Genomic DNA, 22,444 nt, shown 5'->3' on the forward strand with positions numbered 1-22,444 from the left:
GGGGTGGCCCGCGGGGCGGGTTGACGCTTCCCTATGGACGACCTAGCCCACTTCCTGCTCGGAGCCTCGGTCATCGGCCTCCTCATCCTGGCCAATGCCTTTTTCGTGGCGGCGGAGTTTGCCCTGGTGGCCGTGCGGCGCACCCGGGTGGAGCACCTGGCCCAGGAGGGGGTCTGGTTGGCAGGCCTTCTCCGGCGCGCCCTGGACCAGCTGGACCTCTACATCGCCGCTTGCCAGCTGGGCATTACCATGGCCTCCCTGGGCCTAGGCTGGGCGGGGGAGCCTTTTTTGGCCCGGCTCCTTGACCCCCTCTTCCTCGCCCTCCTGGGGCACCGTTTGGACGGAGCGGCCCTCCACGCCCTGAGCTTCACCCTCGCCTTCGCCTTCATCACCCTGCTCCACGTGATCCTGGGGGAACTTGCCCCCAAGGGCCTTGCCCTGCAGATGGCGGAGCGGGTCGCCTTCTGGGTCATCCTGCCCCTCCACGCCTTTCTCCTCCTCTTCCGGCCCCTCATCGCTGTGATGAACGGCCTGGGCAACCTGGTCCTGCGCTTCTTCCGCCTGGAGTCCGCGTCCACCCACACCCTGGTGGGTTCCCCCGAGGAGCTCAAGCTCCTGGTGGAGGCCTCCAGCCGTCAGGGGGTGCTGGACCGGGAGGAAGGGGAGCTTATCCAGCACATCCTGGAGCTGGAGGAGACCCCGGTGCGGGAGATCATGACCCCCCGGGTGGACATGGTGGCCATTGAGGCCGAGGCCACCCTGGAGGACTTCCTCCACCTCTTTCGCGAGCACCGTTACAGCCGGGTGCCGGTGTACAGGGAGAGCGTGGACCACATCGTGGGGGTGGCCTACGCCCAGGACCTCCTGGACTACGCCTGCGACGGACTCGTGGCCCGGACCGTGGCCTCCATTGCCCATCCCGCCTACTTCGTGCCCGAGAACATGGACGCCTGGACGCTCCTCAAGGAGCTCCGGCGCCGGAAGGTCCACATGGCCATCGTGGTGGACGAGTTTGGGGGGACGGCGGGTCTCGTGACCCTAGAGGACGTCATGGAGGAGATCGTCGGGGAGATCTACGACGAGACGGACGAGCCCGAGGACCAGCCCATCAAGCGGCTTCCGGACGGTTCCTTCTCCATCCAGGCCCAGACCCCCGTGGACGAGGTGTCCGAGGCCCTCGGGGTGGAGCTTCCCGAGGGGGAGTACGATACCCTTTCGGGCTTCCTCTACGAGCTTTTTGGCCGCATCCCCGGCGTGGGGGAGAGCGTGGAGTGGCAGGGGTTCCGCTTCTTGGTGGAGAGCGCCGACCAGCGCCGCATAGAGCGGGTGCGGGTGGAGCGGTTGGTGGAGCATGGAGAGGGACAGGATCAAGGCCTTGCTTAAGGCCCACGTGGACCGCGCCTACGCCCCCTACTCGGGCTTTCCCGTGGCGGCCCTCCTCGAGGCCGGGGGGGAGGTTTTCCTTGGGGTGAACGTGGAGAACGCCTCCTACCCCCTCTCCCAGTGCGCCGAGCGGAACGCCGTGGCCGCCATGGTCCTCGCGGGGAAGCGCCGCCTGGAGCGGGTGCACGTCTACAGCCCCAAGGGGCCTATTCCCCCGTGCGGGGGGTGCCGGCAGGTGCTTTTGGAGTTCGGGGGGCCGGAGGTGGAGGTGGTCCTCCATGGCCCCGAGGGGGAGGTGGTCACCACCCTGGGGACCCTCCTCCCCATGGCCTTCCGGCTCTAGAGCTCCAGGATTAGGGCCTGGCGCAAAAAGCCCGGCACCTCCAGCCAAAGCTCCAGCCGGGGCCTGCCCCCCTCGAGGCCGAGGCGGAGGCCCTCCACCCAAAGCCTCCCCTCCCCTCGGGCGGGCAGGTCCACCCGCACGGCAAGGCGCTGGCCCAGAAGGGTGAGGAGGCCTTCGGCCCGTAGGGGGATGGGGTTAGGGTTTTCTAGAAGGAGGCTATTCCCCTCCCAGCGCACCTGCACGGGCTTTAGGGGGAGGGCGAGGCGGGCGCGGAAGAAGGTAAGGCGCTGGCCCAGGACCTCGCCCTCGAGGGCCACCTCCACCCCTTCTGTGGACAGGAGGGCCCGGGCGGCCTCCAGGGCCTCCCCCGGCGTGAGGCGCACCGGAAGGGCCACCTCCTTCTCTCCGGGGGGAAGGGTGAGGTCCAAGGGCACGGCCACCCCCCCCACCCGGAGCCGTGTCCCGAAGGCGGAGAGGGGAAGGGGGAAGGGGTTCGGGTTTTGGAAGGCCACCCGCACCTCTAGGAGGAGGGCGGGCCCAGGGGCGAGCTCCAGGCCCCGCAAGGCGCCCCCCAGGTAGCGGGCCTCGGGGGCGAGGGGCCTCGGGGCGCAGGCGGCGAGGACGAAGAGGAGGGCGAGGAGGGGACGCCTCACAGGATCCACCCCTCTTCCTTAAGCTCCTCCAGGACGGGGAGGAAGCTTTCCCAAAGCGGACTTTCCGCCGGGTAGGGGGGCCTGGGGTAGCCCGCGGGCAGGCCCAGGTGGCGGAGGGCCTGCTTCAGGAGGGGCACCCCGCCCCTGGCCAGGAGGTCTCCCAGGGGGAAGAGCTTCCTCTGCAGGGCCTGGGCCTCCTCCAGCCTTCCTTCCCGGAAGCGATGCAGAAGGGCCCGGTAGGCCCTAGGGGCGAGGTTCGCCGCGGCGAGGATCCCCCCTTCCGCCCCCAGGGCCAAGGCGGCGAGGAAGGTGGGCGCGTGGCCCGTATAGACCCGAAGGCCTCCCAGGTGGGCCTGGTAGAAGGCGAACCGGGCCATCTCGCCGCTGGAGTCCTTGAGGCCCTGGACCTGGGGGTGCCGGGCCAGGGTTGCCACCAGGGCGAGGGGGAGGTCTACCCGGGTGTTCTGGGGCACGTGGTAGAGGAAGAGGGGCATCCTCTCCGCCAGGGCCTCGTAGTAGCGGAGGAGGCCTTCCCCGAGGCTTGCGTGGTAGTAGCGGGGCGGGGTGGCGAGGAGGGCCCAGGCCCCGGCCGCCCTCGCCTCCTCCAGGGCCCTTTCCGCCTGGGGCAGGGTCTCCTCCATCAGCCCCACCAGAAAAGGCTTCCCGGGCTTGAGCGCCCGCAGGCCTTGGGCCCGCTCCTCGGGGGTGAGGTGGACCCCCTCCCCGTTGGAGCCGTAGACCAAAAGGCCATCCACCAGAGGCTCGAGGGCCTCCGCCAGCTCCCGGAAAGCCTCGGTGTCCAAGCGGCCTTCCCGGTCAAAGGGGGTGGGGATAGGGGGGAGGATCACGCCCGCCTCCTCAGGGGCCCCAGGGCGAAGAGGAGGAAGTGGAGGCCGTAGGCCAAGAGGAGAAGCCCCGCCCCCTCTCCCCGGAGGGTCTGGAGGAGGCCGAAGGCGAAGAGCAGGAGGAGGGCCAGGCCTAGGCCTCCGGAAAAGCCCAGGCTTCCCGGCACCAGAAGCCGCACGAGAAGGGCCCAGGCGGGGGCGACCTGCCCCCGGCGCCGCGGGAGGAGGAAGGCCAGGAGGTGGTAGGCGAGGAGGAGGAGGAAGAGGACAAGCCCCCAGGGCCTTGCCCCTGGGGCCACGGGCAGGGCGAGGCGCGGGGCGCGCCGCAGGGGGTCTTCCAGGAGGCGGGCCCACTCCACCTTTAGGAGGATGAGGTAGAGGGTGCGGAGGCTAGGCCCGGGCTCCCGCTCGCCCCAGGGGTCCTGCCCCAGGCCCAAGGCGGTGCGGATGGGGCCCTCGAGGGGGGCCTCGGCGTAGGCCCGGGCCAAGGACCCCTCCTCCCCCAAGAGGGCGCGGGCGAAGGGGAAGGCGCCCTCTGCCAGGAGCTTCCTGGCCTCCCGGGGGGCTTGGGGCAGGAGGGCATAGCCCAAGAGGGCCTTCACCTCGGGAAGGGGGGGCTGTTTGCGGAGCCAGTCCAGGGCAGCCTGGGTGCGCAGGCTCCCCTGGTCCAGGGGCGGCGCGGTCAGCTGGGCGCGCGCCTCCCGGTCCAGGCCGTAGAGGAGGAAGCCTGCCCCCAGGGCAAGGAGGAGGAGCAGGGCCAGGAGCCGCTCCCCTAAGCTGGCGTAGGCCAGGAAGAGGTGCCTGAGGCGCAGAAGGGGGTGCCGGAGATACCCCCCGAGAAACCCGCCGATGGGCCTGAGGTCCCGAAGCTGGGCGGGGAGGTAGTAGAGGAAGAGGTAGGCCATGAGGAAGAGGTAGGCCAGCCCCAGGGCGTAGAGGCCCTCGGGTAGGGGGCCAAGGTCCGGAGGGAGCCAGGCCCTCAGGTACCGGGCCCTCTCCCTCAGGGCCAGGGCCTGGGCGGGCCGCCCCTGGGCCTCGAGGGCCTCCGCCCGCTCCTGGAAGAAGGCCAGGGAGCCCGGGAAGAGGGGGGTGTAGCGGAGCAGCGCCTCCGTAAGGCTAAGGGCCTGGGCGGGATTCTCCTGGGCCAGGGCGCGGGCGGCCTCCGCCATGCGGCGCACCCCCTCCTGGCCGAAGAGGAGCTCGGGGCGGTGGCCCCGGGCGAGGAGGTCCTGCCCGTAGGCCCTCAGGTCCTCCTCGCTCAGGGCTTTAGGCTCCAGGGCCCAATAGGCGAAGTAGGGCCAGGGCTTGGGGGGCTTGAGGGCCTCCAGGAGGGGTCTGAGGCCCCTCAGGTCCTCCTCCGTCCCCTCAAAGGGCAAGGGGGGGAAGGGGATGGGGAGCACCAGGTCCCCAGCGAGGAGGGCCTCGGGTCCCGGGCGCAGGGCCAGCACCCTTCTGGGGGCGAAGTAGAAGCGGACCCCGGGCCCCTTAAGGCTGGCCTCCGCCACGAGAAGCCCCTGGGCCACGAAGGCCCTCTCCCCTTCCACCAGGGGTCCGAGCCAGGCCCCGGGAGGGAGGGGGAGGAGGCCCCAGGGGAGGCGGAGGCCCTCCGGGGTGAGCTCGGGGGCCTGGGGCGCCAAGGCGGTGAACCACCCTTCCACCGCCCCGGAGGGAAGGGCGAGGCGGACCCGGTACTCCCCCGGGGCTTCCGGGGTGAAGGGGAGACGGAACCCCCCTCCCTGGCTTTCCACCTCCAGGGCCTGGGTCCCCTTGGGGCCTGCCACCTCCAGGGGAAATCGGCCTGGGGGGAGGTCCTTGCCCTCCAGGAAAAGGGGCTCCCCCACGCGGGCGGTTTCCGGCAGGAGGAGGGACTGGCCCAAAGCCCCAAGGCCCAGGAAGGCCAAGGCGATCCATAGACGCATGGCGCTATTCTACCCCGGCCTTTCCGGGGCCAGGAGGCCGAGCCCATGGACGGGGAGAAGGGAAGCCCTCCTGGGTTGCGGCATGGATGGACCAGGGAAACGGCTACACAGCCCTAGTTTGGCCATCCCATCTTGTTAGGGTGCGGGGAAGGCAAAGGCTTCGTAACCCAGCTCGGCCACGGCAAACCAGCGGTACTCCTCCTGCCGGAAAGCCCAGTAGGCGGTGTACACCTTGCGGTAGAGGGGGTCCTTGGCTGCCTGTTCCTCGTAGAGGGCCCGGGCCTCCTCCAGGGCTTTCTTCATCACCTCGCCCGGCCACTTCCTAAGGCGCACGCCCGCCGCGAGGAGGCGCCCCAGGGCCGGGGGGTTGAGGGCATCGTACTTGGCCATCATGGTGAGGTTGACCTCCGCCGCGGCCACCTGGAAGGCCTCCTGGAACTCCTTAGGAAGCCTCGCCCACTCCCTCTGCCCCACCAGGAAGGAGAGCTGGGCGCTGGGCTCCCAGAAGGACGGATAGTAGTAATAGCGGGCCACCTTGTAAAACCCTAGCTTCTCGTCGTCATAGGGGCCGCTGAACTCCGTGGCGTCAATGGTGCCCCGCTCCAAGGCGGGGTAGATGTCCCCCGCGGCCAGGGTCTGGGGCACCACGCCCAGCCGCCCCATCACCAAGCCCCCAAGGCCGGGGATCCGCATCCTGAGCCCTTTCAGGTCCGCGAGGGTCCGGATCTCGCGGCGGAACCAGCCTCCCATCTGGGTTCCGGTGTTGCCCCCAGGGAACTGCACCACCCCGAAGTCGGCGTAGACCTGCCGGAGAAGCTCCAGACCCCCGCCGAAACGCATCCAGGCGTTATGCTGGCGGTAGGTCATGCCGAAGGGCACGCCTCCGTCAAAGGCCAGAACCGGGTTCTTCCCCACGTAGAAGGGGCCGTAGGTGTGGCCCGCCTCCACGGTTCCCTGCTGCACGGCGTCCAGTACCTGCCCTCCCGGCACGATCTCCCCTGCCTGGAAGACGCGGATCTGGAACCGCCCTCCGGTGAGCTCAGAAACCCGTTGCGCCAGGTCCTCCGCTCCTCCAAAGAGGGTGTCCAGGCTCTTGGGGTAGCTGGAGACCAGGCGCCAGCGCACCTGAGGGGCCGCCTGGGCAAAGGCGGTGTAGACGAGGCTCGCTGCCAGGCCGACCCCCACCCGCTTCAGAAACCTCCGCCGCTCCATAGGGCCTCCTTTCTCCTTAAGTCTACGCTCCTGACCCCGATTCGGCCCCACGCGATCCCCGACCGGGCCAAAGAAGGGGCCTTGGATTCCGCCTTAGGCCGTGTTTAGGAGGCGCTCCACCTGGCCCAGGAGGGCCTGCCCCTCAAAGGGCTTGCCCAGGAAGGCCTGGGCCCCGGCCTCCAGGGCCTCCTTCTGGCTCGTGGCGGAGACGCTGGCGGAAAGGGCTAAAACCGGGGTTTTCCCCAAGGCCCGCACCCGCCGGATGACCTCGAGGCCGGAAACCCCGGGCAGGATGAGGTCGCAGATCACGAGGTCGTAGGCCTCCCCCAGCCTGGCCAGGGCCGCCTGGGCCGAGGGGGCCCAGTCCACCTGGTGGCCGGCCCGCTCCAACAGGCGCCGCACCAGGTGGGCTACCAGGGGCTCGTCCTCAACCACCAGGATGCGGGCCATACAGGGGTAGGATAACCCGGAAGGTGGCGCCTTGGCCCGGGTGGCTCTCCACGGCGATCCGTCCGCCGTGAGCCTCCACGATGTGCCGGGAGATGTAGAGGCCAAGTCCGGTGCCCGCTACCCCCCGGGTTTGGGGGCCCTGGGCCCGGCCGTAGCGCTGGAAGAGCTTGGGGAGCTCCTCCTCGGGGATGCCGGGGCCTGTGTCGGCGACCTCCAAGACGAGCGCCTCCTCTTGGGCAAAGGCCCTGAGGCGCACCTCCCCCCCGGGAGGGGTGAACTTGAAGGCGTTGGAGAGGAGGTTCCCCACCACCTGGAGCAACCGCTCAGGGTCGGCCTCCAGGGGGGGCAGGGGTTCCACCTCTACCCGGAAGGCCACCCCCGAGAGCCGGGCCACCCCCTGGAAGCTCTTGGCCAGGTCTAAAAGGCGAGGGCGGAGGTCCACGGGACGGCGGGCGATCTCAAAGCGGCCGGCCTCGAGGCGGCTTGTGTCCAGGAGGTTGTCCACCATGGTTTTCAGGCGGAAGGCCGCCTCCAGGATGAGCTCCACCGACTCCCGCGCCCCCTCGGGAACCTCCTCCTTGAGGAGCTCCGCTAGGCCCAGGATCACCGCCAGGGGGGTGCGGAGCTCATGGGAAACGGCGGCGATGAACTCCCCCTTAAGCCTTTCCGCCTCGAGGCGGGGCCTAAGGTCCCTGAGGGTGACCACCACCCCCCGGATCCTGGGGTCCTGAAGGAGGTTCCGCCCCCAGGCCTCCACGGGGATGGGGGTACCGTCCCGGTGGAGGACCTTAAGCTCCGCCCGCCTCACCTCCCCGGGGCAGGCGAGGAGCTCGGCCAAGAGGTTTTGGGCCCGGGGGCGGTCCTCGGGGTGCACGTGGTCCCAAGCCCCCAGGGCCTTGACCTCCTCGGGGTCGTAGCCCAAGACGGCGCGGGCGCTTTCGCTCACAAAGCGGAGGAGGCCATGGTCGTCCAAGACGTAGATCACATCCTGGGCGTTTTCCAGAAGGGCCTTTAGCCGCTCCTCCTCGGCCTCGAGGTGATCCAAGAATCGGGCCTTCTCCAGGGCCAAAGCCGCCAGATTGGCCGCCTGGGCCACCCGGCTCAAGAAGCGCTCCCCGAAGCGGCGGGGTTTGCGGTAGACCAGGGCCAGGCCCCCACGGAAGCCCGGGGCGGCAAAGGGGGCCACCACCAGGCCTTTGGCCTCCGTGGCTTCAGCCAAGCCGCACCGGCCCCTAGCCCCCTCCTCCAGGGGCAGGGGCCTGCCCTCCTCTAGGGCCTGCTCCAGGAGGTTAGGCCGGGGGACCTCCTCCCCGGTGCTCAGGGAGCGAAGGCTCCCGGCCTCTTCCACGAGGAAGAGGGCCCGGTCGGCGCCGAAGAGAAGGGTAAGCCTCGCCGCCAGGGCCTCGGCCACCCTGGCCAGGCCCCGTTCCGCCAGGGCGGCCTGGGCCATCTCCGAAAGGCTCTGGGTGAAGCGGGCCTCCTCCCGGAGGGCCCGTTCCAGCTTGGCCCGCTCGCTGATGTCGTGGAGCACCAAAACCCGCATCTCCCCCACGCGCCGCCCCCGGACGCTGTAGGTCACCCCTTGGAAAAGGACCTCCAGCCGTCCCCCTTCCAGGGCCGGCCCCAACTGGGCGGGCAGGTGGGAGAGGACCACCCGTTCCCCCAAGCCCAGGATCTCCCGGGCGCGGCGGTTGGCAAACCCCTCCTCCCCAAGGAGGACCACCACGCCATCGGGAAGTTCCTCCAGGATCCTCACCAGCCGCCCCCGCTCCGCCGCCAGGGCCAAGGACAGCCGGCCCCGTTCCCGGTAGAGCTGGGCGTTCTTCAAGGCCACCGCCACGATCCCCGCCAAAAGCTCGAGGTACCCTACCTCCTCTTCCCCCACCGGTCTGCCCCCTGGGCCCCGGTCCACGCTGAAGACGCCTAGGGCTTCCTCCTCCAGGAGGAGGGGCACCACGGCCACATTGGGGCCCACCCCCGAGCGGGCCCGCTCGGGGAGCGCCTCACGGGGCAAAAGCAGCGTCTTTCGCTCGCGTAGCGCCTGGACCAATGGGTCGGCCGAGGTGGCCAGGGGGAAGCGGATCTGGCTTTGGCCCTCGGTCCAAAAGAACTCATCTCCCCGCAGGGTCAGGTGCCCCTCCAACAGGTCTCCCCGGACCAAGGCCACCGTCACCCGGTAGAAGCCAAAGCGCTCCTTGAGGGCGCGGGCCAAAAGCTCCAACACCCCCTCGGGCTGCAACAGGCGCGCCACATCGTGGGCCACCTGGTTGACATGGGCTAGGGCTTCGGCCTGGGCCCGGAGATGGGCCAAGGCTTCCTCCCGCTCGGTGAAGAGGCGGCCGTTTTTTAGGGCCAAGGCGGTGAGCTGGGCAAGGAGGGGCAGAAGCCGCTCGAGGCTCCGGGGAACCCCCTCGAGGCTTAACACCCCAAGGGGGGCAAAGGCGGGGCAGGAAGGGCAGACCAGGGGCCGGTTTTCCCGGGTGGCCCGGGGGCGCTGGGTGCACCGGGCCTCCGGCTTAGCCCAGCAGAAGCTTCCCCCTTCCCCCACCACCGGCAACCACCAGCCCTCCTCCTTTCGCAGGGGGCTTTCCTCAAAAAAGGCCTCCTGCACTGGCCCCTTGCTGTAAACCGGAAGGGCGATGGCGCTCACCGTGTAGTGCTGCCCTCTCCCCGAGGCCACCTCCCCCACCAGTTCCCGGGTCTGGGGATGGTAGAGGAAAAGGGCAGCCCGCTCCACTCCCTCCTCGGTGGCCACCTCCAGGAGGTTCCTCAGGATCTGGGTGGGCTCGAGGTCCTTTAACAAGGCCCGCTGAAAGCGGGAAAGGACCTGGAGTTCCCCCACAAGCCTCATCCAAGCCTCATGGTAGCATGGGGGCCGGGGTTGCATGGGGCCTGTGAAAAATCTTAGACTCGGTCAAAGGGAGGTCCCGGAGGAGGTGGGGAATGCCCATAGACTTTAGCCTTACGGAGGAGCAGAAGCAGCTTCAGGCCCTGGCCCGGCGCTTCGCCAAGGAGGTCATCCTCCCCGTGGCCCGGGAGTACGACGAGAAGGAGGAGGTTCCCTGGCCCATCATAGAAAAGCTCCACGAGGTGGGCCTCCTCAACGCCATCATCCCCGAGGCCTACGGAGGGATGGGCCTCAAGATGCTGGACGAGGTCCTCGTGGGGGAGGAGCTGGCCTACGCCTGCATGGGCATCTACACCATCCCCATGGCGAGCGATCTGGGCATCACCCCTGTCCTCCTCGCCGGCACGGAGGAGCAGAAGCGCCGTTTCCTCAAGCCCCTCACGGAAAAGCCGGCCCTGGCCGCCTTTGCCCTTTCCGAGCCGGGAAACGGCTCCGACGCGGCCGCCCTCAAGACGAGGGCTACCCGCCAAGGGGACCACTACGTTCTGAACGGCACCAAGATGTGGATCAGTAACGGCGGCGAGGCGGAATGGGTGGTGGTCTTCGCCACGGTGAACCCCGAGCTGAGGCACAAGGGGGTGGTGGCCCTGGTGGTGGAGAAGGGGGCGCCGGGCTTCAAGGCCATCAAGATCCACGGGAAGATGGGCCAGAGGGCCAGCGGCACCTACGAGCTCGTCTTTGAGGACGTGAGGGTGCCCGTGGAAAACCGCCTGGGCGAGGAGGGGGAGGGGTTTAAAATCGCCATGCAGACCCTCAACAAGACCCGGATCCCTGTGGCCGCGGGGAGCGTGGGGGTGGCGAGGCGCGCCCTGGACGAGGCCAGGAAGTACGCCCTGGAGAGGGAGGCCTTCGGGCAGAAGATCGCAAGCTTCCAGGCCATCCAGTTCAAGCTGGCGGACATGCTGATGGGCATAGAGACCGCCCGCATGTACACCTACTACGCCGCCTGGCTTGCCGACCAGGGCCTCCCCCACGCCCACGCCAGCGCCATCGCCAAGGCCTACGCCTCGGAGATCGCTTTTGAGGCGGCCAACCAGGCCATCCAGATCCACGGCGGCTACGGCTACGTGCGGGAGTACCCGGTGGAAAAGCTCCTAAGGGATGTGAAGCTCAACCAGATCTACGAGGGCACCAACGAGATCCAGCGGCTCATCATTGCCAGGCACCTCCTGGCGGAGTGAGGGGGAGAGATGAAGTTCGTAGCGGTGATCCGGCAGGTACCCGACGGGGAGAGCAGGCTCAGGATCCAAGGGGGGCGCGTGGACCTCTCCGGGGCCACCCTAATCCTGGACCAGATGGACGAGTATGCGGTGGAGGAGGCCCTCCGCCTTAAGGAAAAGCACGGCGGGGAGGCCATCGTGGTGGGCTTCGGCCCCGAGCGCACCGAGGAGGCCCTCCGCACCGCCTTGGCCATGGGGATGGACCGCGGGGTCCACGTGGTCCACGAGGGCTTCGCCGACCCCGTGGCCGTGGCCGAGGCCCTGGCCCCCGTGCTCAAGGAGGAGGCCCCCACCCTGGTCCTCACCGGGGGACAGCAGGCGGACTGGGACAGCCAGGCCCTGGGGGCCGCCCTGGCCGAGGCCCTGGGGGTACCCGTGGTGGCCTGGACCACGGCGTTGGAGCTGGAAGGGGAGACCGCCCGGGCCAAGCACGACCTGGACGAGGGGGCGGAGTGGGTGAGGGTGCGGCTTCCCGCCGTCTTCACCACCCAGCAGGGCCTGAACGAGCCCCGCTACCCCACCTTGCCCGGGATCATGAAGGCCAAGAAGAAGGAGATCCGGAAGGTGGAGGCCCACCTCTCCCCGAGGGTGGTGCTGCTTTCCGAGGAGATCCAGGAGAAGGCCAGGCTCGGCAAGATCCTGGACGGCAAGGATCCCGTGGCCGCCGTGGAGGAGCTGGTGCGGCTCCTCCACGAGGAGGCCAAGGTCCTCTAGGAGGTGCCCATGATTCTGGTGGTTTTGGACCACGACGGAAACCGGCTCAAAAAGGCGAGCCTCGAGGCCCTAACCCGGGCCCGGAGGCTCGGGGAAGCCTTCGGGGAAAGGGTGGCCGGGGTGCTCCTTGCCGAGGAGAAGGCTCCCCTGGAGGAGGCCCGGCGGTACGTGGAGACCCTCTACACCGCCGTCCTGGGCCCCTACACCGCGGAGAGGTGGGCGGCTGGGATCCTGGAGGCGGCCAAGGGGGGAGCGAAGGCCATCCTGGCGCCCTCCTCGAGGCAGAGCCGGGCCTACCTGGGCCGGGTGGCCTACGCCCTCAAGGCGGGGCTCCTGGAGGACACCCTGGACTCGTGGCCCGAAGGAGGCGAGGTCCACGCCACCCGCTACGCCTACCTGAACCGGGTGACCCAGCGGGTGAAGGCGGCCCTCCCCGTGGTCCTCACGGTTAAGCCCAACACCACGCCCCTGGCCGAGCCCCTTGGGGGGGAGGCCGAGGTGGTGCCCTTGGCTGTGCCCGAGGTGCCCACGGTGGAGGTGCTGGAGCGCCTTCAGGAGCAGAGGAAGGGGGTTTCCCTCACCGAGGCCGACATCGTGGTCACCGGGGGCCGGGGCATGGGGAGCGCTGAGGCCTTTAGGCTGGTGGAGGAGCTCGCCGCCCTCCTGGGCGGGGCTGTGGGGGCCACCCGGGCCGTGGTGGACGCGGGATGGCGGCCCTACGCCGAGCAGGTGGGCCAGACCGGCAAGACCGTCCAGCCCTCCCTTTACCTCGCCCTCGGGGTCTCAGGAGCGGTGCAGCACCTGGCGGGGATGAACAAGAGCAAGTACATCGTGGCGGTGAACAAGGACCCCGAGGCCCCCATCTTCAAGCACGCCGACTACGGCATCGTGGGGGACGTGCACCAAATCCTCCCTGCCCTGATCCAGGCGGTGAAGAAGCTGAAGGACTGATTTCACCCCATGCGGGCCCTGGTAAAACGTCCCCGCGAGGTTCTTGCTAGGCAGCCGGGGCCGCACCTCAGCCTTGGGGCGGGGCCCCTTCCCCTTCCGTCCGGGCCGCCCCAGGCTCCGGAGGACCCTCGTTCCTTGGTCCCTGCTCCGGGGTCTTCCTTCGCATTAGCGCCAGAAGAAGGTAGAGGAGCAGGGCCACCGCCACTGCCCCCACCACATAAGGCCAGGTGCTCCCGCCCTCGGCCCGGGGCACCTCGGGGAAGGAGAGGGGAGGGGCTTTGGCCTTGAAGACCTCCTCCTCCACCTTGGAAAGGCGCTGGGCAAGGGACTTGAGCGTGGCCTCGTGGGCCTTCACCTGGGCCTCCAGGACCGCCACCCGGCTGTTAAGCGCCCGGTAGGAGGCGTAGGCCTGGTAGCCCGCCAGGGCGAGGAGCACCAGGACCACCAGGGCCAAGAGGGGATAGAGCCACCTTTTCATGGAACACCTCCTTTCCCGCGAGCCCCTGGTTTTCCCGGGCCCTTGGGCCATTGTATCATGCCCTCACGTATGGCCGATAACGCCCGGCTCATCCTGGATGAGCTTCTGGCCGAGCTCGAGGAAAGGCGGAAGCGGGTCCTCCTCGGTGGCGGAGAGGAGCGCATCCAAAGGCAACACCAGCAGGGAAAGCTCACCGCCCGGGAGCGGATAGACTACCTCCTGGACGAGGGGAGCTTCGTGGAGCTCATGCCCTTTGCCGAGCACCTGGAAACGGGCCTCATGGAGGGCCTCGAGGCCCCCGCCGACGGGGTGGTGACGGGCTACGGCACCATCGGGGGGAGGCTGGTCTTCGTCTTCAGCCAAGACTTCACCGTCTTGGGGGGCTCCCTCGGCAAGGTGCACGGGCGCAAGATCGCAAGCCTCATGGACCTGGCGGCCAAGGTGGGGGCCCCCGTCATCGGCCTCAACGACTCGGCGGGGGCCCGGATCCAGGAGGGGGTGGACAGCCTCTCCGGCTACGGGGAGGTCTTCTACCGCAACGCCCTCTACTCCGGGGTCATCCCCCAGATCTCCGCCATCCTGGGCCCCTGCGCCGGGGGCGCCGTCTACAGCCCCGCCATGACCGACTTCATCCTCATGAGCCGGGGCACGAGCTACATGTTCATCACCGGTCCCGAGGTGATCAAGAGCGTCACCCGGGAAGAGGTGACCTTTGAGGAGCTGGGCGGGGCCGAGGTGCACATGGAGCGAAGCGGCGTGGCCCACCTCGAGGGGAAGGACGACCGGGAGGTCCTGGACCTTATCAAGAAGCTCCTCAGCTACCTCCCCCAGAACAGCCGGGAGAGGCCCCCCGTGCTGGAGCCCCAGGACGACCCCTTTCGCCCTACCCCGGAGCTTTTGGACCTCGTCCACCCCGACGCCAAAAGGCCCTACAACATGCACCAGGTGATCCGGACCCTCCTGGACGGGGGGGAGTTTTTGGAGATCCAGCCGCGATTCGCCCGGAACATCATCGTGGGCCTGGGGCGGCTCGGGGGCTACCCCGTGGGGGTGATCGCCAACAACCCCCGCTTCATGGCGGGCGCCCTGGACATCCACGCCTCGGACAAGGCGGCCCGCTTCATCCGCACCATGGACGCTTTCGGCATCCCCCTCCTCACCCTGGTGGACGTCACGGGCTTCCTTCCCGGGGTGGCCCAGGAGCACGGGGGGATCATCCGGCACGGGGCCAAGATGCTCTTCGCCTACGCCGAGGCCACGGTGCCCAAGATCACCCTCATCGCCCGCAAGGCCTACGGGGGGGCGTACCTGGCCATGAACTCCAAGGACATGGGAGCGGACGTGGTCCTGGCCTGGCCCACGGCGGCGGTGGCGGTGATGGGGGCCGAGGGAGCGGCCAACATCATCTACCGCAAGGAGATCCTCTCCTCCCAAAACCCCGAGGAGACCCGCAGGCGGAAGATTGAGGAGTACCGCCGGGCCTTTGACAACCCCTGGGTGGCGGCGGGGAGAGGGTACATTGACGACGTCATTGACCCCAAGGACACCCGGCGCGTCCTTTACCGGCACCTGAGGATGCTCTGGGGGAAGAAGGAGGAACGTCCCTGGAGAAAGCACGACAACATCCCGCTCTAAGGCCCGGTTCCCCAACCCTTGCCCTTCCGGGCAGGGGGGGCTAGCCTGGTTCCCGTGGACCTCGAGGCCTTCCGCCAAGACCTGGTGGCCTGCCGCCTCTGCCCCCGCCTCGTGGCCTGGCGGGAGGGGGTGGCGGGCAGGAAGAGGGCCTTCCGGGGGGAAGGCTACTGGGCGAGGCCCGTCCCGGGCTTCGGGGACCCAGAGGCCAGGATTCTCCTCTTCGGCCTCGCCCCCGGGGCCCACGGCTCCAACCGCACGGGCCGTCCCTTCACCGGGGACGCCTCCGGGGCCTTCCTCTACCCCCTCCTCTACGAGGCCGGGCTTTCCAGCAAGCCGGAAAGCCAGCCCGGAGACGACCTAAGGCTCTATGGGGTCTACCTCACCGCCGCGGTGCGCTGCGCCCCACCGGAGAACCGGCCCAGCCGGGAGGAGCTAAGGGCCTGCGCCCGCTGGACAGACCTGGAGCTCTCCCTCCTCCCCGGGCTTAGGGTCTACCTGGCCCTGGGGCGGATCGCCCACGAGGCCCTCCTCGCCCACCTCGGGCTCGGTAAGGGAGCCTTCCCCTTCGCCCACGGGAGGGTTTACCCTCTGGAGGAGGGGCGCTACCTGTTGGACAGCTACCACGTCTCCCGGCAGAACACCCAGACGGGGAGGCTCACCCGCGGGATGTTTTTGGAGGTGCTCCTCGTGGCTAAGCGCCTCGCCGGGCTTTGAGCCAGGCGAGAAGCTCCCCATGGGAAAGGGCGTTCAGGACCCTTTCAGGCCCGATCCAGGCCCGCTGGGCCGTCCCCACGGCAAGCTCCATGAAGCGCAGATGGTCCGCCTGGTGGGCATCGGTGGAGAGGCTGATCCAAAGGCCCATCCCGTAGGCCATCCGGGCCAGGTCGTCTGGGAGGTCCATGCGCTCGTAGTAGCCGTCTATTTCCACCGCCACGCCCCGCTCCCGTGCCCTCCTGAAGACCGCTTCCCAGTCCGCCTCTATGGGGGCCCGGCGGCCTAAAAGCCTCGCCGTGGGGTGGGCGAGGACGTGCACGAAGGGGTTCTCCAGGGCCTTGAGGAGGCGCTTCGTCTGGTCCGCCTTGGGAAGGTTGAAGCGGGAGTGGACGGAGACCAAGACCAGGTCCAGCTCCCTTAGCACCCAGTCCGGATAGTCCAGGGTGCCGTCGGGGTGGATGTCCACCTCGGCCCCCGCCAGGAGGTAGGGGGGCCCGTGGGCCTCGTTGAAGCGGCGGATGGCCTCCACGCGCTTCAGGGCTTCTTCGGGGGAGGCTCCCCCCGCCACCCGCACCGCCGGGGAGTGGTCGGTGATGGCCAGGTACTGGTAGCCCAGGGCCCTCGCCGCCTCCCAGAGCTCCTCCAGGGTGTTCTTCCCGTCGGAGTAGGTGGAGTGGACCTGGAGGTCCCCCTTGACCTGGGAAAGCCCTATGAGCTTGGGGAGCCTCCCCTCTAGGGCGGCCTCCACCTCCCCCTGGTCCTCCCTTAGGGGAGGCGGAATCCAGGGGAGGCCCAGGGCCCTGTAAACCCCCTCCTCCGACTCCCCCGTGATCCTCTCCTCCCCCCGGAAGACCCCGTACTCGGAAAGCTTCAGGCCCTTCTCCTGGGCGAGGGCGCGGAGGCGGATGGAGTGGGCCTTGCTTCCCGTGAGGTACTGGAGGCCCGCGCCAAAGCTTTCCGGGGGGACGACCCTCAGGTCCACCTGCAGGCCGTTTTTCAGGAAGACGGTGGCCCTTTCCTTCCCCTTGGCGTAGACCTCCCTAACCTGGGGGAGGCGGACGAAGCCCTCCACCACCTTAGCGCCTTCCCCGCTCGCCACCAGGTAGTCCAGGTCCCCCACGGTGTCCTTATAGCGCCTGGCCGAGCCGCAAAGCTCCGCCCTTTCCACCCCGGGAAGGGCCCGGATGGCCTCCAAGAGGCTCCGGGCCAGGGAGAGCACCGCCCCCAAGGGCCTCCGCTTCCCAGCGGCCTGGGCCAGGGAAAGACCTTCCCGGATCCTCTCCACCTTCTTGGGGCCAAAGCCCTTAAGCCTCAGGAGGTCGCCCTTTTCCAGGGCCTCCTTGAGCCTCTCCAGGGAGTCCACCCCCAGGGCCTCGTAGAGCTGCCGGGCCGTCTTGGGCCCCACGCCGGGGACCTCCATGACCGCAAGGACCCCCCGGGGTACCTTTTGGGAGAGCTCCACGTGCTTTCGCACCTTCCCCGTGTTCAAAAACTCCAGGATCTTTTCCGCTAGGTCTGGCCCGATCCCGGGAAGCTCCAGAAGGGCCTCCTTCCCCTTTTTGGCGACCTCCTCTATGGGGGTGTCCAGGTCGTAAAGGGTGCGGGCCGCCTGGTAATAGGCCCGGACCCGGAAGGGGTTGTCCCCGAGAAACTCGCTCATGAGCCCGATCTCCTCAAAGATCCGGGCCAGCTCCTGGTTCCTCATGGCCCCACTATACGGGTATACTGGCGGAAGCGCCCATGCCCAGGCCGGACCGCTTCCGCAAAGCCGTGGTGGAGCTTTTGAGGGCGGAAGGCCGCCCCCTCCACTACGCCGAGATCGGCCGCCGCCTCAAGGAGATGGGCCTTTGGCAGGCGGTGAGGGAACCTGAGAAGATCGCCAGGATCCGGCTCTCCGCCCTGGCCCGGTGGGCCCGGGGCCCCGTGGTGGCCTTGGGGAAGGGGCTTTACGCCCTGAGGGAGGTGGAGGAGGCGCCCTAGGCGTAGAATGGGGGCGTGGGAAGCCTTCGCTACGCCCTCGCCCTCTTCCTTGTGGCCCTGGCCCTCGCCCTCGAGGCCTACCGCCTCCCCCTGCTCCTCCTCGCTGGCCTCACCCTCCTCTTGGGAAGGCCCCGGTCCTGCCCCAGGCCTTGACGGCGGGCCCCCTCAAGGGAAGACTTGGGGCGTGGACGCCTTTCGCAGAAACCTAAAGAAGCTTGCGGAGCTCGCCGTCAAGGTGGGCCTCAACCTGGAGGAGGGCCAGGAGGTCATCGCCACCGCCCCCGTAGAGGCCTTGGACTTCGTGCGCCTTTTGGCCGAGGAGGCCTACCGGCAGGGAGCAAGCCTCTTTACCGTGATCTACCAGGACAACGCCCTGGCGCGAACGCGCCTCTCCTTGGCCCCCGAGGAGGCCCTGGACAAGGCCCCCTCGTGGCTCTACGAGGGCATGGCCCGGGCCTTCCGCGAAGGGGCGGCGAGGCTTGCCGTCTCCGGGAACGACCCCAAGGCCCTGGAGGGCCTTCCTCCGGAAAGGGTGGGCCGGGCGCAAAGGGGGAACGCCCGGGCCTATAAGCCGGCCCTCGAGGCCATCACCACCTTCGCCACCAACTGGACCATCGTCCCCTTCGCCCACCCGGGGTGGGCGAGGGCGGTCTTCCCCCACCTTCCCGAGGAGGAAGCGGTCAAAAAGCTCTGGGAGGTGATCTTCCAGGTCACCCGAGCCGACCAGGAGGACCCCATCGCCGCCTGGGAGGCCCACAACCGCGCCCTCCACGAGAAGGTGGCCTACCTGAACGCCAGGCGCTTCCACGCCCTCCACTTCCTTGGCCCAGGGACGGACCTCACCGTGGGCCTCGCCGAGGGGCACCTCTGGGGGGGCGGGGCCGCGCCCACCCAGAAGGGCCGCCTCTGCAACCCCAACCTGCCCACGGAGGAGGTCTTCACCGCCCCCCACCGGGAACGGGTGGAGGGGGTGGTGCGCGCAAGCCGCCCCCTGGCCCTGGGCGGCACCCTGGTGGAGGGGATCTTCGCCCGCTTTGAACGGGGCGTTGCCGTGGAGGTGCGGGCGGAGCGGGGGGAGGAGGTGCTCTTGCGGCTCCTCTCCGCCGACGAGGGGGCGCGGCGCCTCGGCGAGGTGGCCCTGGTGCCCGCCCAAAACCCCATCGCCAGGACCGGCCTTGTCTTCTACGACACCCTCTTTGACGAGAACGCGGCCAGCCACCTCGCCTTCGGCCAGGCCTACGCCGAGACCCTTGAGGGCCGCCCCTCGGGGGAGGAGTTCCTAAGGCGGGGTGGGAACGAGAGCCTGGTCCACGTGGACTGGATGGTGGGCTCGGAGGAGGTGGACGTGGACGGCCTCTACCCGGACGGCACCCGCGTCCCCCTCATGCGCCGGGGGAGGTGGGTGGTCTAATACCACCCCAAAAGGGCCTCTTTAAGCCCTAGTTTGGCCACCCCATGGTGCGAAACCCACGTGCGGACACCTCGCTTGACTTCCTCCCCTTGACCCCTGAGGATGAGAAGGATGGCGAGCCAGCGGATCCGCAACTTCTCCATCATCGCCCACGTGGACCACGGGAAATCCACCCTAGCCGACCGCATCCTGGAGCTCACCCACGCCGTGAGCGAGCGGGAGATGCGGGAGCAGTTTCTGGACTCCCTGGAGCTGGAGAGGGAGCGGGGCATCACCATCAAGGCCAGCGCGGTGCGGGTGACCTACCGGGCCAAGGACGGGGAGGAGTACTTCTTCCACCTCATTGACACCCCGGGGCACGTGGACTTCACCTACGAGGTCTCCCGGGCCCTGGCGGCGGTGGAAGGGGTGCTCCTCGTGGTGGACGCGAGCCAGGGCGTGGAGGCGGAGACCCTGGCCAAGTACTACATGGCCCTGGAGCACGGCCATGTGATGATCCCCGTCATCAACAAGATTGACCTCCCCAACGCCCGCCCCCTGGAGGTGGCCCTGGAGGTGGAGGAGGTCCTAGGCCTTCCCGCCGACGAGGCCATCTTTGCCTCGGGGAAGACGGGGGAGGGCGTGGAGGAGATCCTCGAGGCCATCGTGAAGCGCATCCCGCCCCCTAAGGGCGACCCCGAGGCCCCCCTGAAGGCCCTCATCTTTGACTCCGTCTACGACGCCTACCAGGGGGTGATCCCCTACCTCCGCCTCTTTGAGGGCAGGGTTCGGCCCGGAGACCGGATCCGCATCTACTCCACGGGCAAGGAGTTCACCGTGGACAAGGTGGGCGTCTTCACCCCCGAGGGCTTGGTGCCCACGGAGGAGCTCGTGGCCGGGGAGGTGGGCTGGCTTGTGGCGGCCATCCGGGACATCCACGACGTCCAGGTGGGCGACACCCTCACCCTCTCGGACCGCCCCACCCCCACCCCCTACCCCGGCTTCCGCCCGGCCAAGCCCGTGGTCTTCGCCGGGCTCTACCCGGTGGACTCGGGGGACTACGGGAAGCTCCGGGACGCCCTGGAGAAGCTCAAGCTGAACGACGCCGCCCTCACCTTTGAACCCGAGTCCTCCACCGCCTTGGGCTTCGGCTTTCGTTGCGGGTTTCTGGGACTTCTCCACGCCGAGATCGTCCAGGAGAGGCTGGAAAGGGAGTTTGGCCTTTCCCTCATCGCCACCGCCCCCAGTGTGGTCTACCGCGTGAGGCTCAAGGACGGCTCTGAGCTGGAGATCCTAAACCCCGCCGACCTCCCCGACCCCACCCGGGTGGAGGAGATCCTCGAGCCCTACGTGAGGCTCACCCTCTTCACCCCCGAGGAGTACGTGGGCGCCCTCATGCAGCTCGTCCAGGAGCGGCGGGGGCGCCTCCAGAACATGGCCTATTTGCCGGGAGCGCAGAAGCGGGTGGAGCTCGTCTACGAGGTCCCCTTTGCCGAAATCCTCTACGATTTCCACGACCGGCTGAAGAGCGTCTCCCGGGGGTACGCCTCCATGGACTACGAGCAGATCGGCTACCAGCCGGGGGACCTGGTCAAGGTGAACATCCTGGTTCACGGGGAGCCCGTGGACGCCCTCACCTTCATCGCCCACCGGGAGAAGGCCTACGCCATGGCCCGGGCCATCGTGGACCGGCTGGCCGAGGTGATCCCGAGGCAGCTCTTTGAGGTGCCCATCCAGGCGGCCATCGGGGGGAAGATCATCGCCCGGGCCACGGTGAAGGCCTTACGAAAGGACGTGCTCGCCAAGTGCTACGGCGGGGACGTGACCCGGAAGAAGAAGCTTCTGGAAAAGCAGAAGGAGGGGAAGAAGCGGCTCAAGGCCATCGGCAAGGTGGAGGTGCCCCAGGAAGCCTTCCTGGCGGTGCTCTCGGCGGGTCGGGATGAGCCTCAGGGCTAGGCTCGCCCTGGTCATCGCCCTTTTGGCCTTTTTGCCCAACCTGGTCCTGGCCCTCACCCTAGGGCTTCTGGGCCAGGGCCCTTGGCTTCCCCTCCTGGTGTGGCTCCTCCTTTTGGCCCTCCTCTCGGGCCTCGTGGGCTACCTCCTCTCGCGAAGCCTCCTCAGGCCGCTGGAGGAGCTCACCCGGGCGTTGGCCTACCTCTCCCTCCGGGAGGGTCCGGTGAACGAGCTCAGACTGCCCGCCCCCAAGGAGCCCCCACCCCAGGAGATCGCCGAGCTGAGGGGCCGCTTCCAGGAACTCTTGGGGCGCCTTAAGGAGCTTTTGGAGGCCCGGGAGGCCTTCTACGCCGCCCTGGCCCACGACCTCAAAACCCCCCTTCTCTCCGCCCTGAGGGCCCTGGAGTACCTGGAGCGGGCGGACCACCTGGGGCGGGAAGGGCGGCTTGCCCTCCTGGGGGAGCTCAAGGAGGAGCTCGCCCGCGCCCACCGCCTGGTGGAAAACCTCCTGGCCTTGGCCCGCCTCGAGGCCCGCGCCCCCCAGGGGACCCCCCTGAACCTCAGGGCCCTGGCGGAGGACCTCCTCCTCCGCTACCAGGGGGAGGCGAGGCGGCGGGGCCTCCGCTTGGAGGTGGAGGGGGTGGGTCTGGCCCGAGGGGAACGCCTGCTTTTGGAAAGGGCCCTGGCCAACCTCCTGGAAAACGCCCTGCGCCACGCCAGGACCCGGGTTCGGGTAAGGGTGGAGGAGGGGGCCATCACGGTGGAGGACGATGGGCCTGGGCTGTCCCTGCCCCTGGAGGTCCTGGCCCGGCCCTTCCGCCAGGGGGAAGGCCCCAAGGGAAGCTCGGGGCTCGGCCTCTACACCGCCAAGCGGGTGGCGGAGGCCCTGGGGGGCCACCTCCGCGCCTGCGCTACCCCCCTAGGGGGGGCAGGCCTGCGCCTGGAGCTGCCCAGGCGCTAAGCGGCCCGGCCTCAGTCCATCACCGGGGGGATCTGGCGCACCCAGAGGATGTAGGAGAGGTACTCCAGGTACCGGAGGGGTACCTCGGAGAGGGGGCGGTCCACCTCGAGGCTCATCATGGCCTCCCCGCCCCGCTTCTTGCGGCTCACGGTGAGGTAGGCGATGTTCACCTCGTCGTCGGCGAGGATGCGGGCCACCCGGGCCACCACCCCTGGGGTGTCCACGTTGCGGACCACGAGGGTGGGCATGGCCCCCGTGATGCGCACCTCAAACCCGTCCACGTCAAAGACCCGCACCAACCCCCCGCCCAGGGAGCTTCCCGTTACCGTGATCCGCTCCTTCTCCCCCTCCAGGAGCATGCGCACGGTGTTGGGGTGCACATCCCCGAGCTCCACCTCCTTGAAGACCACCTCCAGCCCCTCCTTCTCCGCCAGGGCAAGGCTCTCCTTAAGGCGCTCGTCGTCGGGCCGGAGGCCCAAAACCCCGGCGGTGAGCGCCAGGTGGGTGCCGTGCCCCAGGCCCGTCTTGGCAAAGGAGCCGTGCAGGCCAAACTCCACCCGCCTCGGCCTCTCCCCGAGGAGGTACCGGGCGAGGAGGCCCAGGCGGCAGGCCCCCGCCGTGTGGCTGGAGGAGGGCCCCACCATCACCGGGCCGATCATGTCCAGAAGGCCCATACCGCTAGCATAACCCATGCGGCTTTCGGCTTCCTCCACCCGGTAGGAGGTCCTTGCAAGG

The 22,444-nt window shown here is 68.9% G+C and carries 21 protein-coding genes; 12 read left to right on the forward strand and 9 right to left on the reverse strand.

Annotated elements, in window-relative coordinates; translation table 11 throughout:
* The first annotated feature begins 33 nt into the window (after positions 1–33).
* Positions 34–1,383 (forward strand): hemolysin family protein, encoded by a 1,350-nt coding sequence (locus H531_RS12785; protein WP_022798010.1) that lies wholly within the window; start codon positions 34–36, stop codon positions 1,381–1,383.
* Positions 1,352–1,726 (forward strand): cytidine deaminase, encoded by a 375-nt coding sequence (gene cdd, locus H531_RS0103680; RefSeq protein WP_022798011.1) that lies wholly within the window; start codon positions 1,352–1,354, stop codon positions 1,724–1,726. The genes H531_RS12785 and cdd overlap by 32 nt, the downstream gene beginning before the upstream one ends.
* Here cdd and H531_RS0103685 read toward each other — a convergent pair.
* The 6 genes from H531_RS0103685 to H531_RS0103710 form a co-directional block, all read right to left on the reverse strand.
* Positions 1,723–2,388, reverse strand: coding sequence for an LEA/WHy family protein (locus tag H531_RS0103685; RefSeq protein ID WP_022798012.1), 666 nt, complete (start codon positions 2,386–2,388; stop codon positions 1,723–1,725). The two genes, cdd and H531_RS0103685, sit on opposite strands and share 4 nt — an antisense overlap.
* The gene (locus H531_RS0103690; protein WP_022798013.1) at positions 2,376–3,227 is read right to left on the reverse strand and encodes a dihydrodipicolinate synthase family protein; all 852 of its coding nucleotides are present in this window, start codon (positions 3,225–3,227) and stop codon (positions 2,376–2,378) included. The genes H531_RS0103685 and H531_RS0103690 overlap by 13 nt, the downstream gene beginning before the upstream one ends.
* A complete protein-coding gene (locus H531_RS0103695) occupies positions 3,224–5,143 on the reverse strand; it encodes a hypothetical protein (RefSeq protein WP_022798014.1) in 1,920 nt (639 codons plus the stop codon). Before H531_RS0103695 ends, H531_RS0103690 begins: the two co-directional genes overlap by 4 nt.
* 135 nt (positions 5,144–5,278) lie before the next feature.
* Positions 5,279–6,355, reverse strand: coding sequence for a TRAP transporter substrate-binding protein (locus H531_RS0103700; RefSeq protein WP_022798015.1), 1,077 nt, complete (start codon positions 6,353–6,355; stop codon positions 5,279–5,281).
* A gap of 93 nt (positions 6,356–6,448) precedes the next feature.
* Complete coding sequence (locus H531_RS0103705; protein ID WP_022798016.1) at positions 6,449–6,805, reverse strand: response regulator transcription factor; 357 nt, start codon at positions 6,803–6,805, stop codon at positions 6,449–6,451.
* Positions 6,783–9,656 (reverse strand): ATP-binding protein, encoded by a 2,874-nt coding sequence (locus H531_RS0103710; protein ID WP_022798017.1) that lies wholly within the window; start codon positions 9,654–9,656, stop codon positions 6,783–6,785. The genes H531_RS0103705 and H531_RS0103710 overlap by 23 nt, the downstream gene beginning before the upstream one ends.
* 92 nt (positions 9,657–9,748) lie before the next feature.
* Between H531_RS0103710 and H531_RS0103715 the strand changes: the two genes are divergently transcribed.
* Genes H531_RS0103715 through H531_RS0103725 form a run of 3 tightly spaced genes read left to right on the forward strand, consistent with a single transcriptional unit; the run spans position 9,749 to position 12,598 of the window.
* Positions 9,749–10,894: an acyl-CoA dehydrogenase family protein gene (locus H531_RS0103715; RefSeq protein WP_022798018.1), complete on the forward strand. Its 1,146-nt coding sequence runs from the start codon at positions 9,749–9,751 to the stop codon at positions 10,892–10,894.
* Positions 10,895–10,903: 9 nt separating this feature from the next.
* On the forward strand, positions 10,904–11,647 hold the full coding sequence (locus H531_RS0103720) for an electron transfer flavoprotein subunit beta/FixA family protein (protein ID WP_022798019.1): 744 nt from the start codon (positions 10,904–10,906) through the stop codon (positions 11,645–11,647).
* A 9-nt stretch (positions 11,648–11,656) separates the two neighbouring features.
* Positions 11,657–12,598, forward strand: coding sequence for an electron transfer flavoprotein subunit alpha/FixB family protein (locus tag H531_RS0103725; protein WP_022798020.1), 942 nt, complete (start codon positions 11,657–11,659; stop codon positions 12,596–12,598).
* A gap of 67 nt (positions 12,599–12,665) precedes the next feature.
* Here H531_RS0103725 and H531_RS0103730 read toward each other — a convergent pair whose 3' ends face one another.
* On the reverse strand, positions 12,666–13,076 hold the full coding sequence (locus H531_RS0103730; RefSeq protein WP_022798021.1) for a hypothetical protein: 411 nt from the start codon (positions 13,074–13,076) through the stop codon (positions 12,666–12,668).
* A gap of 69 nt (positions 13,077–13,145) precedes the next feature.
* Here H531_RS0103730 and H531_RS0103735 point away from each other — a divergent pair, with 69 nt between their 5' ends.
* Together H531_RS0103735 and H531_RS0103740 are read left to right on the forward strand one after the other, a co-directional pair.
* Positions 13,146–14,711: an acyl-CoA carboxylase subunit beta gene (locus H531_RS0103735; RefSeq protein ID WP_022798022.1), complete on the forward strand. Its 1,566-nt coding sequence runs from the start codon at positions 13,146–13,148 to the stop codon at positions 14,709–14,711.
* Positions 14,712–14,765: 54 nt separating this feature from the next.
* A complete protein-coding gene (locus H531_RS0103740) occupies positions 14,766–15,425 on the forward strand; it encodes a type-5 uracil-DNA glycosylase (protein WP_022798023.1) in 660 nt (219 codons plus the stop codon).
* Here the strand turns inward: H531_RS0103740 and polX are convergent.
* Positions 15,403–17,130 (reverse strand): DNA polymerase/3'-5' exonuclease PolX, encoded by a 1,728-nt coding sequence (gene polX, locus H531_RS0103745; RefSeq protein ID WP_022798024.1) that lies wholly within the window; start codon positions 17,128–17,130, stop codon positions 15,403–15,405. The genes H531_RS0103740 and polX overlap by 23 nt on opposite strands.
* A 35-nt stretch (positions 17,131–17,165) precedes the next feature.
* On the opposite strand from polX, the gene H531_RS0103750 reads away from it, so the two are divergent.
* The 5 genes from H531_RS0103750 (at position 17,166) to H531_RS0103770 (ending at position 21,709) form a co-directional block, all read left to right on the forward strand.
* Positions 17,166–17,405: an HTH domain-containing protein gene (locus H531_RS0103750; protein WP_022798025.1), complete on the forward strand. Its 240-nt coding sequence runs from the start codon at positions 17,166–17,168 to the stop codon at positions 17,403–17,405.
* A 15-nt stretch (positions 17,406–17,420) separates the two neighbouring features.
* Complete coding sequence (locus H531_RS14445; protein WP_022798026.1) at positions 17,421–17,558, forward strand: hypothetical protein; 138 nt, start codon at positions 17,421–17,423, stop codon at positions 17,556–17,558.
* Between the two features lie 31 nt (positions 17,559–17,589).
* Positions 17,590–18,816 (forward strand): aminopeptidase, encoded by a 1,227-nt coding sequence (locus H531_RS0103760; protein WP_022798027.1) that lies wholly within the window; start codon positions 17,590–17,592, stop codon positions 18,814–18,816.
* 102 nt (positions 18,817–18,918) lie between these two features.
* Positions 18,919–20,751: a translation elongation factor 4 gene (gene lepA, locus H531_RS0103765; protein WP_022798028.1), complete on the forward strand. Its 1,833-nt coding sequence runs from the start codon at positions 18,919–18,921 to the stop codon at positions 20,749–20,751.
* The gene (locus H531_RS0103770) at positions 20,735–21,709 is read left to right on the forward strand and encodes a sensor histidine kinase (RefSeq protein ID WP_022798029.1); all 975 of its coding nucleotides are present in this window, start codon (positions 20,735–20,737) and stop codon (positions 21,707–21,709) included. Before lepA ends, H531_RS0103770 begins: the two co-directional genes overlap by 17 nt.
* 11 nt (positions 21,710–21,720) lie before the next feature.
* Here H531_RS0103770 and sdaAB read toward each other — a convergent pair whose 3' ends face one another.
* On the reverse strand, positions 21,721–22,383 hold the full coding sequence (sdaAB, locus tag H531_RS0103775) for an L-serine ammonia-lyase, iron-sulfur-dependent subunit beta (protein ID WP_022798030.1): 663 nt from the start codon (positions 22,381–22,383) through the stop codon (positions 21,721–21,723).
* Between the last annotated feature and the right edge of the window lie 61 nt (positions 22,384–22,444).

The sequence above is a fragment of the Thermus islandicus DSM 21543 genome (assembly GCF_000421625.1).
GTDB classification, from domain to species: Bacteria; Deinococcota; Deinococci; order Deinococcales; family Thermaceae; genus Thermus; species Thermus islandicus.

What these genes read in the sequence shown, in the direction of transcription:
- H531_RS0103735 (WP_022798022.1), top strand. Translation starts at nt 13,146, where the DNA reads ATGGCCGATAACGCCCGGCTCATCCTGGATGAGCTTCTGGCCGAGCTC.
- lepA (WP_022798028.1), top strand. Translation starts at nt 18,919, where the DNA reads ATGAGAAGGATGGCGAGCCAGCGGATCCGCAACTTCTCCATCATCGCC.
- H531_RS0103715 (WP_022798018.1), top strand. Translation starts at nt 9,749, where the DNA reads ATGCCCATAGACTTTAGCCTTACGGAGGAGCAGAAGCAGCTTCAGGCC.
- H531_RS0103750 (WP_022798025.1), top strand. Translation starts at nt 17,166, where the DNA reads ATGCCCAGGCCGGACCGCTTCCGCAAAGCCGTGGTGGAGCTTTTGAGG.
- H531_RS0103705 (WP_022798016.1), bottom strand. Translation starts at nt 6,805, where the DNA reads ATGGCCCGCATCCTGGTGGTTGAGGACGAGCCCCTGGTAGCCCACCTG.
- H531_RS0103770 (WP_022798029.1), top strand. Translation starts at nt 20,735, where the DNA reads ATGAGCCTCAGGGCTAGGCTCGCCCTGGTCATCGCCCTTTTGGCCTTT.
- H531_RS0103725 (WP_022798020.1), top strand. Translation starts at nt 11,657, where the DNA reads ATGATTCTGGTGGTTTTGGACCACGACGGAAACCGGCTCAAAAAGGCG.
- H531_RS0103720 (WP_022798019.1), top strand. Translation starts at nt 10,904, where the DNA reads ATGAAGTTCGTAGCGGTGATCCGGCAGGTACCCGACGGGGAGAGCAGG.
- H531_RS0103700 (WP_022798015.1), bottom strand. Translation starts at nt 6,355, where the DNA reads ATGGAGCGGCGGAGGTTTCTGAAGCGGGTGGGGGTCGGCCTGGCAGCG.
- cdd (WP_022798011.1), top strand. Translation starts at nt 1,352, where the DNA reads ATGGAGAGGGACAGGATCAAGGCCTTGCTTAAGGCCCACGTGGACCGC.
- polX (WP_022798024.1), bottom strand. Translation starts at nt 17,130, where the DNA reads ATGAGGAACCAGGAGCTGGCCCGGATCTTTGAGGAGATCGGGCTCATG.
- H531_RS0103710 (WP_022798017.1), bottom strand. Translation starts at nt 9,656, where the DNA reads ATGAGGCTTGTGGGGGAACTCCAGGTCCTTTCCCGCTTTCAGCGGGCC.
- sdaAB (WP_022798030.1), bottom strand. Translation starts at nt 22,383, where the DNA reads ATGGGCCTTCTGGACATGATCGGCCCGGTGATGGTGGGGCCCTCCTCC.
- H531_RS0103695 (WP_022798014.1), bottom strand. Translation starts at nt 5,143, where the DNA reads ATGCGTCTATGGATCGCCTTGGCCTTCCTGGGCCTTGGGGCTTTGGGC.
- H531_RS12785 (WP_022798010.1), top strand. Translation starts at nt 34, where the DNA reads ATGGACGACCTAGCCCACTTCCTGCTCGGAGCCTCGGTCATCGGCCTC.
- H531_RS0103730 (WP_022798021.1), bottom strand. Translation starts at nt 13,076, where the DNA reads ATGAAAAGGTGGCTCTATCCCCTCTTGGCCCTGGTGGTCCTGGTGCTC.